At 46.5% G+C, this 18,100-nt stretch carries 18 protein-coding genes; 11 read left to right on the top strand and 7 right to left on the bottom strand.

Annotation, left to right across the window (positions count from 1 at the left end; all coding sequences use genetic code 11):
* Positions 1-488: 488 nt before the first annotated feature.
* From PTQ21_RS11235 to PTQ21_RS11225, 3 genes are all read left to right on the top strand, one after another.
* Entirely contained in the window at positions 489-935 is a 447-nt protein-coding gene (locus tag PTQ21_RS11235; RefSeq protein ID WP_274569893.1) for a helix-turn-helix domain-containing protein, read from the top strand.
* A gap of 42 nt (positions 936-977) precedes the next feature.
* The gene (locus PTQ21_RS11230; protein ID WP_062323893.1) at positions 978-1,385 is read left to right on the top strand and encodes an ImmA/IrrE family metallo-endopeptidase; all 408 of its coding nucleotides are present in this window, start codon (positions 978-980) and stop codon (positions 1,383-1,385) included.
* 191 nt (positions 1,386-1,576) lie between these two features.
* Positions 1,577-3,376, top strand: a complete 1,800-nt coding sequence (locus PTQ21_RS11225; protein WP_274569892.1) for a 5'-nucleotidase C-terminal domain-containing protein — start codon at positions 1,577-1,579, stop codon at positions 3,374-3,376.
* Between the two features lie 584 nt (positions 3,377-3,960).
* On the opposite strand, the gene PTQ21_RS11220 is transcribed toward PTQ21_RS11225, so the two are convergent.
* Positions 3,961-5,730 (bottom strand): proline--tRNA ligase, encoded by a 1,770-nt coding sequence (locus tag PTQ21_RS11220; RefSeq protein ID WP_072734398.1) that lies wholly within the window; start codon positions 5,728-5,730, stop codon positions 3,961-3,963.
* Positions 5,731-6,260: 530 nt separating this feature from the next.
* On the opposite strand from PTQ21_RS11220, the gene PTQ21_RS11215 reads away from it, so the two are divergent.
* Entirely contained in the window at positions 6,261-6,932 is a 672-nt protein-coding gene (locus PTQ21_RS11215) for a 3'-5' exonuclease (protein ID WP_063564564.1), read from the top strand.
* Between the two features lie 54 nt (positions 6,933-6,986).
* On the opposite strand, the gene PTQ21_RS11210 is transcribed toward PTQ21_RS11215, so the two are convergent.
* The 3 genes from PTQ21_RS11210 to PTQ21_RS11200 form a co-directional block, all read right to left on the bottom strand.
* Positions 6,987-7,952 (bottom strand): helix-turn-helix transcriptional regulator, encoded by a 966-nt coding sequence (locus PTQ21_RS11210; RefSeq protein WP_090807978.1) that lies wholly within the window; start codon positions 7,950-7,952, stop codon positions 6,987-6,989.
* Between the two features lie 162 nt (positions 7,953-8,114).
* Positions 8,115-8,819 carry a hypothetical protein gene (locus PTQ21_RS11205; protein ID WP_139295681.1) on the bottom strand — a complete coding sequence of 235 codons (705 nt, stop codon included), beginning with the start codon at positions 8,817-8,819 and terminating at the stop codon, positions 8,115-8,117.
* 207 nt (positions 8,820-9,026) lie between these two features.
* The gene (locus tag PTQ21_RS11200; RefSeq protein WP_170867871.1) at positions 9,027-9,194 is read right to left on the bottom strand and encodes a hypothetical protein; all 168 of its coding nucleotides are present in this window, start codon (positions 9,192-9,194) and stop codon (positions 9,027-9,029) included.
* 340 nt (positions 9,195-9,534) lie between these two features.
* Between PTQ21_RS11200 and PTQ21_RS11195 the strand changes: the two genes are divergently transcribed.
* The 6 genes from PTQ21_RS11195 to queF all read left to right on the top strand — a co-directional run bounded on the left by PTQ21_RS11195 (position 9,535) and on the right by queF (position 13,614).
* Entirely contained in the window at positions 9,535-9,990 is a 456-nt protein-coding gene (locus tag PTQ21_RS11195; RefSeq protein WP_024632428.1) for a hypothetical protein, read from the top strand.
* An 18-nt stretch (positions 9,991-10,008) separates the two neighbouring features.
* Complete coding sequence (locus tag PTQ21_RS11190; RefSeq protein ID WP_063564567.1) at positions 10,009-10,713, top strand: AIM24 family protein; 705 nt, start codon at positions 10,009-10,011, stop codon at positions 10,711-10,713.
* 360 nt (positions 10,714-11,073) lie between these two features.
* A complete protein-coding gene (queC, locus tag PTQ21_RS11185; RefSeq protein ID WP_072734460.1) occupies positions 11,074-11,763 on the top strand; it encodes a 7-cyano-7-deazaguanine synthase QueC in 690 nt (229 codons plus the stop codon).
* On the top strand, positions 11,760-12,251 hold the full coding sequence (queD, locus tag PTQ21_RS11180) for a 6-carboxytetrahydropterin synthase QueD (protein WP_064640203.1): 492 nt from the start codon (positions 11,760-11,762) through the stop codon (positions 12,249-12,251). Before queC ends, queD begins: the two co-directional genes overlap by 4 nt.
* The gene (queE, locus tag PTQ21_RS11175) at positions 12,244-12,996 is read left to right on the top strand and encodes a 7-carboxy-7-deazaguanine synthase QueE (RefSeq protein ID WP_274569890.1); all 753 of its coding nucleotides are present in this window, start codon (positions 12,244-12,246) and stop codon (positions 12,994-12,996) included. The genes queD and queE overlap by 8 nt, the downstream gene beginning before the upstream one ends.
* 126 nt (positions 12,997-13,122) lie before the next feature.
* A complete protein-coding gene (gene queF / locus PTQ21_RS11170; RefSeq protein ID WP_063564570.1) occupies positions 13,123-13,614 on the top strand; it encodes a preQ(1) synthase in 492 nt (163 codons plus the stop codon).
* A 151-nt stretch (positions 13,615-13,765) separates the two neighbouring features.
* On the opposite strand, the gene PTQ21_RS11165 is transcribed toward queF, so the two are convergent.
* Positions 13,766-13,978, bottom strand: a complete 213-nt coding sequence (locus tag PTQ21_RS11165; protein WP_090807974.1) for a hypothetical protein — start codon at positions 13,976-13,978, stop codon at positions 13,766-13,768.
* A gap of 217 nt (positions 13,979-14,195) precedes the next feature.
* On the opposite strand from PTQ21_RS11165, the gene PTQ21_RS11160 reads away from it, so the two are divergent.
* A complete protein-coding gene (locus PTQ21_RS11160) occupies positions 14,196-15,464 on the top strand; it encodes an MFS transporter (protein ID WP_072734461.1) in 1,269 nt (422 codons plus the stop codon).
* Positions 15,465-15,786: 322 nt separating this feature from the next.
* Here PTQ21_RS11160 and PTQ21_RS11155 read toward each other — a convergent pair whose 3' ends face one another.
* On the bottom strand, positions 15,787-16,632 hold the full coding sequence (locus PTQ21_RS11155) for an EcsC family protein (protein WP_269053583.1): 846 nt from the start codon (positions 16,630-16,632) through the stop codon (positions 15,787-15,789).
* A 193-nt stretch (positions 16,633-16,825) separates the two neighbouring features.
* Positions 16,826-17,806: a glycoside hydrolase family 43 protein gene (locus PTQ21_RS11150; protein ID WP_274569888.1), complete on the bottom strand. Its 981-nt coding sequence runs from the start codon at positions 17,804-17,806 to the stop codon at positions 16,826-16,828.
* Positions 17,807-18,100 lie beyond the last annotated feature (294 nt).

Here is an 18,100-nt window from a genome sequence, read left to right as displayed (position 1 = left end):
TTACATTTTGTTCGTATTTTGTTCGTATTTCTATTTGAGGATACCACTTTCTGGGGATCGGCGTAAACCTTCATTTTGGGTCGTTTTAACTATAAAATAAAACCCGCGCTCTCGTTTTCTTTACCTTTTGGCATAATTGTTTCATATCCCTTTACCTAATGGTATATATACGATATAGTACAGATAATTAAAGATCCTCGTATAAGTCATTTGACTTTTATAAAGAAGCTACTCCGTTTTGGACGATGGGCTAGAAGTATGGTCACGCGCATACGCAGTGAAGGAGACGGAATCGATTCTGAAGAAGCGAAGCGTTCGCCTTTATCCCCGGATTTCTCCCTTTAGAAAGTGAAATAGGAAATCCGGGGATAACAGCGATCAAAAGAACGATCCGAATCCGGAACGGGCATAGAACGCACATCTATCTCCCTCATCCAACTAGCTTCTTTATAATTCAAGCACTTGTACGAATCAAAGGAGTGGAATGAATGGTGGAGCACGCTTTTGGTCCTTATCTGAAACAACTGCGCGAGCAACAGGGATACAGTATCAATCAGCTCGCCGAAGCAGCAGGAATCAGCAACTCGCAAATTTCACGCATTGAGAATGGGGTTCGCGGAGTTCCCAAGCCTGCTACCATCCGCAAAATCTCGGACGCACTCTCGGTTCCCTACGCGGATATGATGAAACAGGCCGACTATCTGGAAACCGGAAATACAGCAAGTGAGCTCCATGACGCTCCAGAATGGGCAACTTATAAGGACCGTCGGGACTTTAAAAAGATGCTCGAGGACGAGGATGATCTGATGTTTGACGGCATCCCGCTGGATGATGAGGATAAGAAACGAATTAAGGATGTCCTGACAGGTCTGTTCTGGGAAGCCAAACAGATGAACAAACGAAAAAAAACGAACGATCCGGACAAGCGCCCATGAAGCATTTCAAGCTGAACAAACTAAAGCAGCAGGTGAGATGATATGGATGACATTGTAACAAAGCTGATTCGAAAACACCGGACAAACTGCCCTTTCAGCATTGCCAGAGCCATTGGAATACAGATCCGGTTCACCAATCTGGGCAAGTCCACCAAAGGACTGTATTTCCGAAAGCTCCGTCGCAGATTTATCGTCATTCACAATGATTTACCGCCGGAATGGCAGCGTTTTGTGTGTGCCCATGAACTTGGACATGACCGATTGCACAAAGGCATAAACCGGTTCTTTCTGGAGGAACACTCCTATTTTGCCCCAGGCAAGCTGGAAAGACAGGCCAATCGTTTTGCCATACAGCTTCTAACTTCAGGGGTGATGCCAGAGCCGGATGAATCACTGGAGAAATTTTGTTTGCGTACTGGACTGCCACGTGAAGTGCAGCATTTTTTTTAGCCTTTTTAAGAACATACGTTCCTCACAAGTGAAGTTCTCTCTTAATCTTCCACTATGAAAATCAGATGTCACTTTCAGGTTACCTATTTTTACACAAATCACGAGATTTCCTAATAGTAGTCTGGTAAAATACAACATGAGTTGTGCAAACGCTCAGGTAGATTATTATTTTGGGGAGGTTACTGATTCATATGAAAATCTGGAAGACTTATGTTTCACTTGTGCTAACGCTCTGTCTGCTGTTTGGCAGTGTGGGCATTGCCGCTGCTGCAACGGATACCACTCCGGGCACAGGTAAGCACATTACTATTCTACATACGAATGACACACACGCACGCGCAGTTGAGTCCTCACCTGCGATGGGTTTCGCCAAAGTTGCTGGAATTGCGGACAAATACCGTAGCGAAAACCCAAATACCCTTCTGCTGGATGCCGGAGATGCAGTGCATGGTACAACCTTTGCTACACTCGTTAACGGTGAGAGCATTGTCAAAGTAATGAATGAAATCGGTTATCAGGCGATTGTACCGGGTAACCACGAATTCAACTACGGTTCCGAGCGCCTCATCGAACTTGCGGATATGATGAACTTCCCCATGCTCAGTGCCAATGTGAAAAAGAAAGACGGAACTCGTCTCTTCGATCCTTACCTCATTAAAGAAGTAGACGGCGTGAAGATCGGTATCATTGCGCTGACTACACCGGAAACGATGTATAAAACGAATCCGATAAATGTGGAAGGTCTTGATATTACAGACCCAACTGCAGAAGCCAAAGTTCTCGTGAACGAAATTCGCAGCAAAGTAGATGTTGTTGTTGTATTGGGACACCTTGGACAAGACGCGTCCAGCACCGATACTAGCTTCAAAGTTGTAAAAGAAGTTCCTGGCATTGATGTATTCATCGACGGTCATAGCCATACGGTTCTGCAAGATGGACTTGTATCGGATAACGGAACACTGATCGCCAGCGCTGGAGAGTATACAAACTTTGTAGGCGTGATCGACCTGTGGGTTGACGGCGGCAAAGTAACGAAAAAACAAGCAACACTGATTGATGAAACGGAAGCAAAAGACATCAAACCGAATGAGAAAGTTGCCGCATTGGTGAACTCCATTCTGAAAGAACAAGAACCCATTTTGAAAGAAGAAGTAGCCAATACAGCGATTCTGCTGGACGGCAAACGTGAACAAGTACGCGCAGGTGAAACGAACCTGGGTGATCTGCTGGCAGATGCCATCCGTGACATCAGCAAAGCCGATATCGCACTCACAAACGGTGGCGGTATTCGTTCTTCCATTGAAAAAGGTATCGTAACTAAAGGGGATATCATTACTGTACTTCCTTTTGGTAATCAGGTTGTAACGCTTGAAGTAAAAGGCTCCGATGTACTCGCAGCCCTTGAAAACGGTGTAGGATCTTATCCAGAACCAAGTGGCGGATTCCCACAAGTATCCGGCATGACATTCAGCATTGATTCTTCCGCTGCAAAAGGCAGCCGTGTACACTCCGTCATGATCGGAGATAAAGCCCTTGATCCAAAAGCAACGTACACAATGGCTACGAATGATTTCACTGCTGTTGGTGGTGACGAGTACACGATGTTTGCGAAATACACAACGTCCGGCATGTACGGTGCTATGGATGAAGCGTTGATAGAATACATGCAAAAACTGGGCGCTGTAGAAATCAAAACAGACGGTCGAATCAAGGAAGCAAAGGCTCCTGCGGTTGAACCGGAAGCTCCAGTAACGGAAACACCAGCTCCAACTACACCGAAACCAGAGACACCAAAACCAGAAACACCGTCGAAACCGACGCCAAGTAAACCAGCTCCAGCCAAAGTGCATGTTGTAAAATCCGGAGATTCCCTGTATTCCATCTCCAAACAATACGGTACCACTTGGCAAGCTCTGCAAAAGCTGAATAAGATCAAAAATCCACACTGGATTTATCCAGGCCAACAATTGAAACTGCCTGCAGCCTCTTAAGTTCTGAGAAGAGCAGATAGTTGTACCAATTAAAATTCAAAGAAAGGGTGTCCCTCAAGCCATAACTGGCTGATGGACACCCTTTTTTATTTTACAAATTACATCACTCAGTAGTTAACCTACCGAGTTGCACACTCCATGTTTACATGAATATAGCTTTGCTGCAAAAATAAATCCCCAAAGCCACTTTAAGAAATCACTTCATCCCATGCCCTCTACCATGGACTATAGAAGATATCTCCAAAATTGCCACTCTCATGCGGTTATTTCACATTCAAACGATATATTTCTCGTTCCATGATTTGCGTATTTGCACATGCATAGATTCCTGACATGATTCGCCAGAAGCTCTTATGGACAAACCGACTGTATACAGAATACAATTTTTCAAATTCTAGTAATTTGGTATGACAATACGCAAATAGTGTTGCATACTTATATGACTATAGCCCTCTTTTTAACGCTTTAATCCGTTACATAACCACAAACATCTCTTACCGCATAATATCTGGACCTATTATACATCGCTCTATTATATAGAGACACGTAGCATGGTTTTCATAAGGATTTTTTTTAATTCTGGACTATAGTTGTTCCTTCACCTGACTTACAGCCTCTTGTGCCGTCATACTGATTCGTTTGGATTCGCCTTGTGCTGCAAGAACATGCGATCCAAATTCCACCTGTCCCTCTGCCGCACCTCGGCCAATAACAATCTGGACAGGCAATCCGATCAATTCCGAATCCTTGAACTTCACCCCTGGCCGTTCATCCCGATCATCGATCAGTACACTGTATCCGGCATCTACTAGTTGTTGTTCCAGTTCCAACGTGAGTTCGCGTTGCTGTTCGTCCTTCCAGCTCATTGGGATCAGATGTACATGATAAGGCGCAATGGCTGCTGGCCAACGGATACCATCTTCTCCGGCGTATTGTTCCGCAATAGCGGCCATCAGACGAGACACACCGATACCGTAACAACCCATTACAGGTGCGCACTGTCGTCCATTGCGATCCAGGAAGGATGCTCCCATGGCGTCACTGTACTTGGTTCCCAGTTTGAAGATATGCCCGACTTCTATTCCTTTTGTGAATACAAGCGATTCTCCACAGGTTGGGCAGCCGTCACCTTCAGCAGCAAAACGGATTCGATCTACTTTGTCCAAAGCAAAATCTTTACCCGGACGTACATTCGAATAGTGTACATCAACTTCATTCGCTCCTGTAATGGCATATTCCATTGCAGCTACATCCGCATCTACTACAATCGGCAGATCCAGTCCAATAGGACCCAGGAAACCTACAGTTAAATTCGGATGACTTGCAAGGGCAGTTTCATCAGCCAGAATTAGCTCTTCTGCACCCAATACCTGCTTCAGCGCGATATCATTCACTTCATGATCCCCACGAACAAGCGCAGCGACCAGTTGACCATCAGCCTGATAAAGCAATGTTTTGATCATATGCTGGGCATCCTTGCCCACAAAGGCGCTTAACTCATTGATCGTACGTACACCTGGCGTTTGGATACGAACCAACGTGTCACCCTCGGTATTCCCATCAGCTTTTTCAACCGTTTTCAGGTCAGCAGAAGCTTCCGCTTGTCCTGGATTCTTAGTAGAAGATTTAGAAGTCTGATACCCCGCCTTCTCCAGATTTGCGGCATATCCACAATGTTTGCAAGTTACGATCGTATCTTCTCCCACATCAGCAAGTGCCATGAATTCGTGGGTCTCCCCCTGACCACCAATAGTGCCTGCATCGGCTTCCACTCGAATATATTCCAGTCCACAACGCTCCAGAATACGCGAATACGCCGTATTCATGGCCTGATAGGTGCGATCCAGCTCTTCCCAATCGGAAGCAAAAGAGTACGCATCCTTCATGATGAACTCCCGTCCCCGCAGTAATCCAAACCTTGGGCGACGTTCATCTCTGAATTTGGTTCCAATCTGATAAAGTGTAAACGGCAGCTTCCGATAAGAATTAACCTCGTCACGAGCCAGTGCAGTCACAACCTCTTCATGGGTTGGACCCAAGGCGAATTCTCGTGCATGGCGATCCTTCAGACGCATCAGCTCAGGGCCATACTGAGTATATCTTCCGGATTCTTCCCATAACTCAGCAGGCTGCATGATTGGCAGCAATACTTCCTGACATCCTGCACGGTCCATTTCTTCCCGAACGATTCGTTCGACATTCAGCAAGATACGACGCCCCAAGGGCAGATAACTGTATATCCCTGCTGCGAGTTGGCGAATCATACCCGAGCGCAATAACCAGCGATGCCCTGCTGCATCTGCCTCTGCTGGTGCTTCACGTAATGTTGGAACAAGCATTTCACTTTGACGCATCTTGTCACACCCCTTATTCTTCTAATCGATATTGTAAATCTGGTTATAAACAGCAAAAAAACACATCCGTCAAGGGACGAATGTGTCGTGGTACCACCCTTATTTAACTGCACTTTGCCGGCTGACCTGACTTCAAATCATCAGGTCATTTGCCATAAACCGGTTCTACGTTTGCAACCGATGCAAAACGTGAACGCGCAGTCCTTCAAGGCATAACGGGCCCATCCGGCGAAGGTTACAGGCCGTTCGGGCCTTCTCCTCCGCAGCTCGCGAGGTAGGAATAACGAAACAGCAACAGAAACCTTGCACTAAGCGGTTTCCTCTCTGTAGAAGCTGGCTAACGTAATTATGTCCTCGTTGATCGCTGTTATCATTTTTGATCACCATAGTGTATTTACAAGAAGTTGTCAACCACACTGTTGCCAGCTTTACGTTAAAATGAATTGCTGGGCGATGGCTGACATGGCTGTGCGTTCCCTGTAATATAGAGAAATAGAAACCATGTATTAATTGATAAAGGAGTTTGTCCTATGCCATATATTATTTACGATCTTGAATTCACGGTAAGTCGCAATACACGTTACTCTTCTGAAATTATAGATATCGGTGCCGTCAAAGTAACGGAAGGTGAGAACGGCCTGTTCGTGTCGGATACGTTCCACACTTATGTTCGTCCATCCAATAAGTCGGTGCTATCCGCCGATACAATTCAGTTTACGGGTATTACGCAGAAAGACATCGACGCAGCCCCTCTTTTTCCCGAAGCACTGAATCAATTTATTGCATGGATGGGAAGTGAATCCTATTACATGTGCTCCTGGGGACCGGATGACCGCACCAAACTGATCTCTCATTGTCGCACTCATCAGCTCGATGTAGCCTGGATCACCAACCACAATGATCTTCAGCAGCAATGGTCGCGAACTGTGCGTAAGGAAGGAAAATTCCGTCAGCTTGGACTCGCTCAGGCTCTGGAACTTTGTGGTATTGAATTCGATGGCACTCAGCACCGCGCTTTGGATGATGCGATTAATACAGCCAAAGTATTCATGCATCAATTTGATCAATTCAAACTGGAAACCAATTGCGCCGCAGATGATGAGGGCATCACATCCAAAGTGGTCTATTCCAGCAGTGTAGAAGATGACGAGAAAGATTCCCCTTTTGGTAACCTTGCACACCTGTTCAAGACCAAAGAGTAATTGCATACAACGCATGTTGAACAAAGGCAGACCAGCCATGATCTGCACTGACGTTCAGTTGTAAATCTCTCTCCAACGTTCCAGACGTTCCTTCATCAAAAGACGGTAGCTCTGAGGCTCCAGAATTTCGGCATCGGGTCCATATTGAGACAACCAGGTTAGAAACCCTTGTTCATCACTCAGTATGGCCTCAAATAACAGCGTACCCTCCGGTTCGATCGTCAAGATGGGGCGTGCAAAAAACTGCTCCTGCATCACACGCTCCACGGCGTGCGGCGAGAATCTGATCTTGAATGCAGTCCACTCCGTACTGCCGCTAAGTTCCTGTGGCGTGCGGAAGTGAGATTGTAAAAGGTAATCATCTTTGCGGAACGTGCGTGGCAAAATCCGAACCCTGTGCAAACGATTCACTTGAAATATTCTCAGTCTTTCTGACAGGTGACAATATGCCAACAGATCAAATCGGTATTCACGAGGAATAAGACAGTAGGGATCCATTCGCGCAATCCCCTTTTTACCTTGAAACAGATATTCTCCTTCAATAGTGTTCTGGGAAATTCCGGCCTGAAGCAAGGTCACCAGGGAATGATTCAGAAGTTCGGTACTTTCATTTTGCCAAGCAGATGTACCCACTTTGAACAACCCGCTAATTTGCTCAGACCATTCCACTCGCTCTGTTTTGTTTTTCTGACTCGAAGCAACCACTTTCTCATACGCGCTCTCAAAAGCAGGCTTCAGCAACGGACGAATATTCTCCATGACTTCTGCCAGGTGCATAAAGGCTTGAGCTTCTTCATCAGACCAATTCAGCGGATACATGGCAAAATGGCTGATAAACATGTATCCTCTCCCGTGTCCCATATTGGCGATGGGGATATGCATTGCACTGAGGGCCTCCATGTCGCGGTATATCGTCCTTTCCGTTGTTTCGCACCGCTCGGCAAGCTCACGGGCCAGAATACCCGGTTTGGCCTGCACAAGAGTTATAATGCGCATTAATCGGATCAGTCGGTCTGTCATTTTGCCGGACCCTCCACGATGTTGTTTCAATAAATTCGATACAACTCCATCCATTTTTTTATTATTATGTTGTTTAGTACATTCGACTTATTCCTTGACTTCACCTTCAAAAAATTATGTAGAAACATTCCTTTCCGCCCCATCTTCCCTAGTTCTTTATCCCTATTCACCTAACATCGTTTTTCCGCGATTATGAACCATGGAATTAAAAGTAATCCCATAATGGTGCCGAAGTTTCTCCAATATTTCGGCTTCCTCATAATAATCTAGATCCTGTTTGCGAGCCGCTTCAATTAACAAAGCATCTGCATGACGACGCAGCATATCACTGCCCTCTTGTGTACGGCCTCTTTCATAAGCACGCAAAGCTTGTTTAATCAGAGGAACTGTTTCGTTTAATTTGATTGTCTTCTCTACCTTGGGATCTTCCGGCTGACGCAGCATGCCCAGATGACTTGTATACTGAATATACAACTGTTCTCTGCGCAGCAGTACTCTCTGGCTTTGTTTCAACTTTCGCGTACTCCAATAAGCTGAACATACGGCACTTTTTCCTGATACACGCGGTCCCATGGCGAATTCGAGTAAGATTTGTTTACTCTCTCCCTTGTATACATCACCAAGTCTTAAAACCCAACCGATATCCGTTTCTTTGGAACGACAGCCGTAGATGCCCTTGAGCTGAATTCCAAATTCCGGTTTGAGCAAAAGTTCCAAGTCTCGTGACACAATTTTGGGTGCTATTTTCCTGAGTCTTTTGGCAGGGGCTCCGTTACGCCACTCCACCATCATATATACGGGGTCGGCTCCCCCTGTCGGTATGGCCTCTCTATTCCACGAATAAGATACTTCAAAGACTGAGTTCACTGGTAGTCTCTCCCCCGATTTATATGTATTATCTTCTAAGTTATCAGGGTAAATGGACACTATATTGTCACGGAACATATGTTCGCAGGAAATTTTTCCATAATATTAGTTTCTCATCCCTAAATCCGCGTAATTACGACAATAAACGACGAAAAAGCTTGGCAGTATGCCAAGCTTTTAGACCACTTTTATATGACAAGTCCTATCTTAAATCGTAGATGGATCAATTCCCATTTTGTGTAAACTTTGTACAGAATCAGGTTCTGTGATTGGAGCATAAGTAATACTGTCGATAATCAATTCACGCCCGATCGGCTCACCATTTACAGTGATCATAATCGTTTTGGTTGTTGCAGCTTGTTTAGTTGTGTACATACGTTTCTACCCCTTCGTATTCACGATCTTCATAAAAATCGGATATATTGTTTTCTCTCATTAAATTACAAATTTCGTTATTATGAATAGCAGGCACCCAGAGCTGAAGTAAAAGAATCATGTCAAGGCCGTCCGGAGTGCTGCCCTGTCCTTCTATTACCCCGACGTTCTTAAAATTAAACACTTGTCCACATGTATTGATTTATTCTCATATAGGGTAATTAAAACTATATCATCTTGAACCCATTGTCCCGGTTTTGACGTATAATGTAAGAGCCGTATTTCAACAAATGACGACGAAATCGGCAAACGATTATGTAACCGAAAGAAGGTGCCATTCATGCCAAAACCCATTCAGGGTTATTTCATTCGGGTGTTATTCACCACATGTGTATTGTTTACTGTTTCTTTGACTTCTACAGTCAGTGCAGCAAATGCCAATATATTCTCCGATATCTATAGTGGATGGGAACGAGTCTCCGAGCTACCTGGAGAAGTGAACGCCTTGCAGGAAAGCTATAAACAGACGCTGGAGCAGTTGAATCAGACCTCTGCCCAATTGGGACAAGCCCAGGCAAATGTCGAAGCATTCAAGGCCCAGAACGAGTTGTTGCTGGCACAAAACGAAAAACTGACCGACATGGTGAGCAAGCTGCAAAATGATCAGGATGCCAAAACGGCAACTGCCAAACGCATTCAAACGATGATTATCACAGCCGTTTCACTCATATTGGGATACTTTATTCTGATTCGGGTGATGCGCTGGGGAATGCGTCGCCGTTCTGGCCGAGTATAAAAGAACAGGAGCAACCGAATGCACATACACCTGAATAATGCCGAAGCTGGCGGAGCCGGACAAGTGGTCACGTTCTCGTTGATCCAGGACGACCGCCTGCATATTCTCCATCCCCAGCAAATTGTCGCTTTTCGCGGCCCAAGCAGCAGTCGCAATGATAAATTCATGAACATTTCGGGTATCTATCGCAAAAAAAAGCTCATCAAATCCGAAATTACCGGTCCTTGTCAATTTGTGGCCGCCCTGCCTCCCGGATTCACCATGAAGGAAGTTGAACTGAGTGAGAACAGCGATCTGCTGTATGACTTCCGTCACCTTTTCTTCTACTCCGACGGCGTCACGATGCACACCAAAATTCAGAAAATCAAAAACATGCTCATCACTCGGGATGCCGTGAAAATGAAATTTTCGGGCAAAGGCAAGATTGGATTGCTGACACAAGGTCAGGTCTGCCAACAGGAACTGCACCCTACCGCACCACTATACGTGGATGCAGGCAGTATTATCGCCTATCCTGAGAACGCGCAGCTGGAACTTACCGTATACGGGAACAACCTTGCCAGCCAGCATATGAACTATCATTGGAAGATGACAGGACATGGCTCTGTACTCTTTCAGGCCGGTCGTGAAAATCATAGACTGGAACAGGATATGAACGATGAAGGCTTATTTAAGCGAATTCTGAAGGAAGTCATTCCTTTTGGAAATGTATTGATTAAATGAATCCAGATGACGTTAGGCTCAGTTATAAATGGATTCTCATGGAAAGCATGCTCACCGTATTGGAAATGTGATATACTGTACCGGACAATTGAAGAAGAAAATCCATGCCTATGGCATGGGAGAGGTTCGCGAACTCCCTCTATAAGACTCGACCTTCATTAAGGTCAATAAGTCTTGCGTACATTTTAGGTAACAACGTACGTAAAAAACTAAGAACACTAGATCGTCCTGCTTTTTTGAAGCAGCCTACGAGAAGGTGTGTTTTTTGATGGATGCCAGTTCATGAACTTCTCTGTTCTTCCGACACTCTGTGCCTATGTGCATGGATTGATCTTAAGAAGATGGAGAGGTTTTTTTATGTTGAACGAAGAAAAAGCAGTCGTTGTATTTAGCGGCGGTCAGGACAGTACAACTTGTTTGTTCTGGGCCAAACAGCAATTTGCCGAGGTTGAAGTGGTTACCTTCGATTACGGCCAGCGTCACAAGCTGGAGATTGAATGCGCCGCAGAGATCGCTCGCGATCTGAGTGTACAGCAAACGGTACTGGACATGAGTTTGTTAAACCAACTCGCGCCTAATGCACTCACCCGTACGGATATGGAGATTACGCATGAAGAAGGCGAACTGCCAAGTACGTTTGTCGATGGACGGAATCTGCTGTTCCTCAGTTTTGCAGCCATTATGGCGAAGCAAAAAGGGGCTCGTCACCTCGTCACAGGTGTATGCGAAACGGATTTCAGCGGATACCCGGATTGTCGGGATTCGTTTGTAAAGTCGATGAATGTTACGCTGAATCTATCGATGGACTACCCATTTGTCATTCACACCCCACTGATGTGGCTGGACAAAGCCCAGACGTGGAAAATGGCGGATGAGCTCGGTGCCTTCGATTATGTGCGGGAGCGCACACTGACCTGTTATAACGGAATTATCGGCGATGGCTGCGGAGAATGTCCTGCCTGCAAACTGCGCAAAGCCGGACTGGATCGCTATCTGGAGCAACGCACTGATTCTACTACTGTTGGAACTCCAGGAGCGGACGTACGATGAGAGAACCGGGAACATTTCGTATTGTGGAACGGTTGCAGCGGATTGGAGAAGATATCCTTCCTGCCCAGCTTCGCTATCATCGCAAACGTGTGCTTGTCAGCAAGGAGTTTACGTTTGACGCTGCGCATCATCTGCATTGTTATGAAGGCAAGTGCAAGAACTTGCACGGACATACGTATAAAGTTGTTTTTGGCATTAGCGGTTACCCGGGTGAGACCGGACTGACTGTTGATTTTGGACATATCAAGGATATATGGAAAACACAAATTGAAGGGTATCTGGATCATCAGTATTTGAACGAAACCCTTCCCCTCATGAACACAACTGCTGAAAATATGGTCGTCTGGTTGTTCGAGCAGATGGAGCATGCCTTGCAAACCGAACCGTATGCTGCACTTACCGAGGGTGGTCGAACAGAGTTTGTCCGCTTATACGAGACGCCGACCAGTTACGCTGAGGCCAGACGGGAGTGGATGATCGATGAGTAGTGTGGAACGTAGCATAGAGGCTCGTATTCCTGTGATGGAAATCTTCGGCCCGACGGTTCAAGGTGAAGGCATGGTTATCGGGCAGAAAACGATGTTCGTCCGCACCGCGGGCTGCGATTATCGCTGTTCCTGGTGTGACTCGGCCTTTACTTGGGACGGCAGTGGCAAGGACCTGATTCGGATGATTACTCCGGAGGATGTGTGGGAGGAATTGCGTCGTGTTGGCGGCTCACGCTTCTCTCATGTGACCATCTCAGGCGGCAACCCTGCCCTGCTCGCTTCGCTGGGCGGATTGGTTAAGCTGCTTCGGGAGAACGGCATCCGCACCGCGGTAGAAACGCAGGGCTCCCGTTGGCAGTCTTGGCTGGCGGACATTGACGAAGTCACCGTCTCGCCCAAGCCTCCCAGCTCAGGCATGAACACCGACTGGGCTGTGCTGGATGATCTGATCCATCGCCTGGCTGCTCGCCCGGTGGAACGAAGTCACAGTCTGAAGATCGTAATTTTCGATGAGACAGACTTGGACTATGCCCGCCGTGTGCATGCACGGTATCCGGGCACAGATTTATTTTTGCAAACCGGGAACCCGGATGTCACTTCTGCTGATACCCCAGATCTGGCGACTTCGCTGCTTGCCCGTTATGAGTGGCTGATTGATCAAGTCAGTGCATCCGATGATCTGAACGACGTTCGTGTGCTGCCACAGCTGCATACCCTTGTTTGGGGCAACAAACGCGGCGTCTGATGGGCTATTTGGATGGAATAATGGGCGGCATGATGTAATTTTGGGAACAACCAGAGGCTAAGATGGCCTATCATATATACCGGTAAGCTTCGTGCGTCGCCGGAAATAAGGAGCGTTTACGAATCCATGAGACAACCTGATGAAATGCAAGATCTAACGTTGCTGGGTAACCAGGGCGTAAAATATACGTTTGAATATGATCCAGGTATTCTGGAAAACTTCGATAACAAACACCCGTACCGGGATTATTTTGTCAAATTCAACTGCCCGGAGTTCACCAGCCTGTGCCCGATCACGGGTCAGCCGGACTTTGCAACGATCTATATCAGCTACATCCCTGATGTGAAAATGGTGGAGAGCAAGTCACTTAAGCTGTACCTGTTCAGCTTCCGCAACCATGGTGATTTCCACGAGGATTGTGTGAACATCATCATGAACGACCTGATTAAGCTGATGGACCCACGCTTCATTGAAGTATGGGGCAAATTCACGCCGCGCGGCGGCATTTCCATCGATCCGTACACCAACTACGGTAAACCGGGGACGAAGTATGAGCAAATGGCCGAGCACCGCATGATGAACCATGATATGTATCCAGAGACGATAGATAATCGTTAATTTGGTAGATACACCAATTATGCTTTGTACAAAATAAAATTATTGAACACACAAAAGCCGAACTCTTCGATCTGAAGAAGTTCGGCTTTTGTTTTTTTGTATGCTATGGAACGTGGGCGTTTGCAACCAATCGTATGGATTGGACTAGCATTCAAGGGTTACTGTCTTCCTTCAGTTCTTTCACTTTTTTGATGTAATGTCTCAGCATAAGTACACCTATAGACTGAACAACCACAAAAAATCCGATAGCAAAGTACAGAGACGTCGATGCAACATAGATAGCCAGAAAAGTCATGACTGCCATAAATAGAATGGTCATCGCCAAATTACGTTTGGCAAGAACATATGGTGATAGCGATTTCATATGGATCAGTCCTTTATCATTTCTGATTTAGTAGAAATTTAATAGTAGATTCTTTAAAGTATATCAATAGTTTACATTAAAATGAGAACGTTAATTTCCCCTGTTCCCCTTGTCGACCTTTCAAATCTGTCCTATTATGTAACAATATGCTTAGGCACATCACATCATCAGGCGCTGATCCCTCGTGACCGCGACCAAAGGAGAACTGTTCATGTCCATGCAAAATTCATTATCCAAAGACGCCGCTGCGCGTTCAAAAGCTCCACCCGGATTGGATGCTCAAGGTACCGTTTATCGGATCTTAATTGCCATCAGTCTGGTCCATTTGTTCAACGATTCAATCCAATCTGTCATTCCAGCTATTTTTCCAATTCTGAAAGACTCCATGCATCTCACGTATACACAGATCGGATGGATTTCGTTTGCTATTAACTTTACTGCGTCCATCATGCAGCCTGTTGTAGGCTATTTTGCTGATAAAAAACCGACACCCTCCATTCTGCCCATCGGCATGGGCTTTACGTTTACCGGTATGCTATTGCTTGCCTTCGCCGACAGTTATATGGCCGTCCTGATCTCCGTCATCTTTGTTGGTCTCGGTTCGGCGGCGTTCCATCCAGAGGGTTCACGGGTATCCCATATGGCCTCAGGGCCTCGTAGAGGTCTGGCTCAGTCGATCTTCCAGGTGGGTGGTAATGCCGGTCAGTCTCTCGCCCCATTGCTCACCAGATGGATTTTCATCCCGTTTGGGTTGTTTGGTGCCATCGGATTCACGGGCATTGCAGCTGCGGGAATTGCGGTTCAAATCTATATCGCTCGCTGGTATGGACGCATGCTGCAATCGGGAGGATATTTGCGCAGACAGGCGGCAGCTCGTCGTGCACCCAATCCAGCATTACGTAAAAAGATTGCTGCTGCCATAACCATTTTGATTCTGCTTGTCTTTGTCCGTTCGTGGTATGTCGCTTCGATCGGCAGCTTCTATGCGTTTAACCTGAAGGATACATTTAACTTGTCCACAGAGGACGCACAGATCTATATCTTCCTGTTCCTGGCGGCTGGGGCTCTTGGTACGTTCTTTGGTGGTCCACTGGCGGATCGCTTCGGTAAACGTAACATGATCTTCCTGTCGATGGCCGGGGCCGCTCCACTGGCGCTTCTGCTGCCTTACGCCAATTTGTTCTGGACAGCCGTGTTGCTGAGTATTATTGGGTTCATCATGTTGTCCAGTTTCTCGGTGACCGTTGTGTATGCGCAAATGCTGATTCCAGGCAAAATCGGAACCGTCTCCGGCCTGATTACTGGTCTGGCATTTGGTATGGGCGGTCTGGGAGCACTCGTGCTGGGGAACTGGATCGACGTGTTCGGCGTATCTCCAGTTATGCAGATGTGCAGCTTCCTGCCACTGATCGGTATCTTCACCTTCCTGCTTCCATCGGATAAGTTGCTGAACCGCTGGGCGGAAGAGAACGGTAGCGAAGAATAAGGAATATAGACATTCAGCCACTTGAAAAGGGGTTTTCGCCTCAATCTGGTTTAGTCATAACTCCTCAAGTTAGCAATAAAAAAAGATAAAAGCGGCGACCTTTTCCCGAATTCCATCGGGGAGAGGTCGCCGCTTTGTGTAGAAATAGACTTTTAACGATATGTTCTGTATGTGGAACATCATGAGAGAATATTTCCTCCATAGTGTATACTGCTGGATGTTCAAAGCTCTCGTAAACTATGTTGTTGCGGTTTAAAAGATCATAGAAACCTTGTTTGTTTAACATGTAAATTCATCTCTTCCAGTTAAGTTTTCTGTAACATTATTTCAAACGCTGAAGAATGAGCCGTTTTTTGTACAGCATTTTTCCGGCTTCCGCAACATCACGAATCGTATTTTTGTTGCTTACCGAACCGAATACCATGCCGGCAATCGGAATAAGCTGAAACAGCTTTTTCCAACCAAACGATTCACTGTAGGAATTAAAAACCTCCCGCCAGCCCTGCATTTGAGAGATAACCTCAACCTGCTTGTCCGGATTATCGTAATCGGCGAGTTCATCCATTATTGCTTTTTTGCCCACAATATCAGCAGAGGAGAATTGCAGACATTTGACGATAAATATGCGCTCTTGGGGTTCGTCGGGATCATATCCGTAGCATAGCGCCATCTCCTGCAGCACCTTCAGGGAAAGCCCCATCACCATCGGAATATCCGCCGCAATCGTTACAATGCCGCCGATACCTGTTGCGGCCCCTTGTGCAGCAGCAAACCTCGTTCGACTGTCCGTAATGTTATCAGCAGTGCGATCCAATACTTCAAGCGGTAAACCATCCACACTGTGGATTTTCGTCGTATCTCTTGCCTCTTCATCCTGTTCATCGTAAGAGGTATCGGCCTTCATGGAATAACCGGATTTGGTCGCTTCCTCTCGGAGCAGCTCAGCTACCTTCTTTTTCTGGACGAGAAATTTCCCGCCATTCTGCACATACTGACCAACTTCGTTCAGCGAGTCTCCAATCTTCTGTTTCAGCGCTTTGGGCATAACTTTATCCAGCATGGCAAACGGCAAACGACCAATTTTGTCCCAAATAAACAAGTCCTTCTGCCCTTTTTCCCATTTTAAAATCTGTTCCAGCTCCCGGTCCAATGTCTCGCGTGAATCCATATATGGCCTCCTAATATTATGTGTATAGTGAATTGTATACTCCTCATACGCATTGGTCACGGGATGGTTGCTAATATGCAGACCCTCGTATCCGTCTTCAAGTCTTCCTTCTCAATGTGTACATAAGTAAAAGCCCCTAATCAGCATGGCTCGCTGACTAAGGGCTTACTATATTAAAACTTTAGCAGTATTATTATTTAGCTTCAGCCGCAGCCTTCCCATCTGGAACAGGGACTCCAAAGTCAGGTGTGCCATCTTCGTTCCAGCGAATAACCTGCGCGCGGGCGTGACGGTTTGGATCATAGAGAGGATCTCCCTCGATGTCCTTGTAGTTTCGTGCGTGATAGATCAGAATATCTGTTTTGCCGTCCGGTGATACCGTAAAGCTGTTGTGACCCGGACCATATTGACCATTCGCTTCACACGTCTGGAATACCGGCTTAGGTGATTTCACCCAGCTCGCTGGATCAAGCAAGTCGGCATCTTCATCTGCGGTGAGCAAACCCATACAATAATTATAGTCGGTCGCACTCGCCGAGTAACCAATGAAGATCCGCCCATTGCGATGTAACACTGCTGCCCCTTCATTTACCTTGAAGCCGATGATCTCCCAATCATATTCCGGTGTAGAAATCATGACCTGCTCACCACGGAGAGTCCACGGATTTTCCATTTGGGCAATGTACAGGTTAGAGTTACCCGGAATGTCCGGGGCCTTTTGCGCCCATACCAAATAACGGGTACCTTTGTGTTCAAACGTCGTTGCATCCAAGGAAAACGTCTCCCAACGCGTCCGAATCTGTCCCTTCTCTACCCACGCGCCTTCGAGCGGGTTGGCCGAGTCATTTTCCAGCACATACATGCGGTGGTCGAAAAGGCCCTCATTGGTTTCGCTGGTATGGGCTGCAGCATAATGTATGTACCATTTTCCATCGATAAAATGAATTTCAGGTGCCCAAATGTTGGCACTCATCGGTCCTGTATCATGTTTGTGCCACGCCGTTACCGGCTCGGCATCTCTCAACTCTTCCAGGGTTTGTGCACGCCGAATCTCAATCCGGTCAAAGGCTGGCACCGAAGCTGAGAAATAATAGTACCCGTCTGTGTGACGGTACACCCACGGATCAGCTCGCTGCTCCAGGATGGGATTGGTAAATGTAATGGAATCAGTCATGGGAATGCTCCCCTTTCAAATGTGTGTGTATGGCTCGGAGTGAAGATTTGAAAACAGCTGATGCATAAAGTGCAAAAACTATTTTGCTGGTGCACCGCGGACGCTTCGGGGGTGGCAAGGCCTTGTCGCTCTCTTGTCCTCCGATTTCTTTTTCCCACCGCTCTTGGCGGTTGAAATCGGATGCCAAAGACGCTCCTTCGGCTCCTTCCTCCCCCTTCGCTGCTTGTGCACCTTAAAAGCAACAGCTTCGCTCTAACCGCGCTCGCTGGAATCAAATCTAACTCCGAGCCATCA

Source organism: Paenibacillus marchantiae (assembly GCF_028771845.1).
GTDB lineage: Bacteria > Bacillota > Bacilli > Paenibacillales > Paenibacillaceae > Paenibacillus > Paenibacillus marchantiae.
This window is presented reverse-complemented; position numbering and strand designations above follow the sequence as displayed.

Bases quoted from the DNA above. Each gene is read 5' to 3' on its own strand.
- PTQ21_RS11235 (WP_274569893.1), top strand. From the start codon at position 489: ATGGTGGAGCACGCTTTTGGTCCTTATCTGAAACAACTGCGCGAGCAA.
- PTQ21_RS11230 (WP_062323893.1), top strand. From the start codon at position 978: ATGGATGACATTGTAACAAAGCTGATTCGAAAACACCGGACAAACTGC.
- PTQ21_RS11225 (WP_274569892.1), top strand. From the start codon at position 1,577: ATGAAAATCTGGAAGACTTATGTTTCACTTGTGCTAACGCTCTGTCTG.
- PTQ21_RS11220 (WP_072734398.1), bottom strand. From the start codon at position 5,730: ATGCGTCAAAGTGAAATGCTTGTTCCAACATTACGTGAAGCACCAGCA.
- PTQ21_RS11215 (WP_063564564.1), top strand. From the start codon at position 6,261: ATGCCATATATTATTTACGATCTTGAATTCACGGTAAGTCGCAATACA.
- PTQ21_RS11210 (WP_090807978.1), bottom strand. From the start codon at position 7,952: ATGACAGACCGACTGATCCGATTAATGCGCATTATAACTCTTGTGCAG.
- PTQ21_RS11200 (WP_170867871.1), bottom strand. From the start codon at position 9,194: ATGTACACAACTAAACAAGCTGCAACAACCAAAACGATTATGATCACT.
- PTQ21_RS11195 (WP_024632428.1), top strand. From the start codon at position 9,535: ATGCCAAAACCCATTCAGGGTTATTTCATTCGGGTGTTATTCACCACA.
- PTQ21_RS11190 (WP_063564567.1), top strand. From the start codon at position 10,009: ATGCACATACACCTGAATAATGCCGAAGCTGGCGGAGCCGGACAAGTG.
- queD (WP_064640203.1), top strand. From the start codon at position 11,760: ATGAGAGAACCGGGAACATTTCGTATTGTGGAACGGTTGCAGCGGATT.
- queE (WP_274569890.1), top strand. From the start codon at position 12,244: ATGAGTAGTGTGGAACGTAGCATAGAGGCTCGTATTCCTGTGATGGAA.
- queF (WP_063564570.1), top strand. From the start codon at position 13,123: ATGAGACAACCTGATGAAATGCAAGATCTAACGTTGCTGGGTAACCAG.
- PTQ21_RS11165 (WP_090807974.1), bottom strand. From the start codon at position 13,978: ATGAAATCGCTATCACCATATGTTCTTGCCAAACGTAATTTGGCGATG.
- PTQ21_RS11160 (WP_072734461.1), top strand. From the start codon at position 14,196: ATGCAAAATTCATTATCCAAAGACGCCGCTGCGCGTTCAAAAGCTCCA.
- PTQ21_RS11155 (WP_269053583.1), bottom strand. From the start codon at position 16,632: ATGGATTCACGCGAGACATTGGACCGGGAGCTGGAACAGATTTTAAAA.
- PTQ21_RS11150 (WP_274569888.1), bottom strand. From the start codon at position 17,806: ATGACTGATTCCATTACATTTACCAATCCCATCCTGGAGCAGCGAGCT.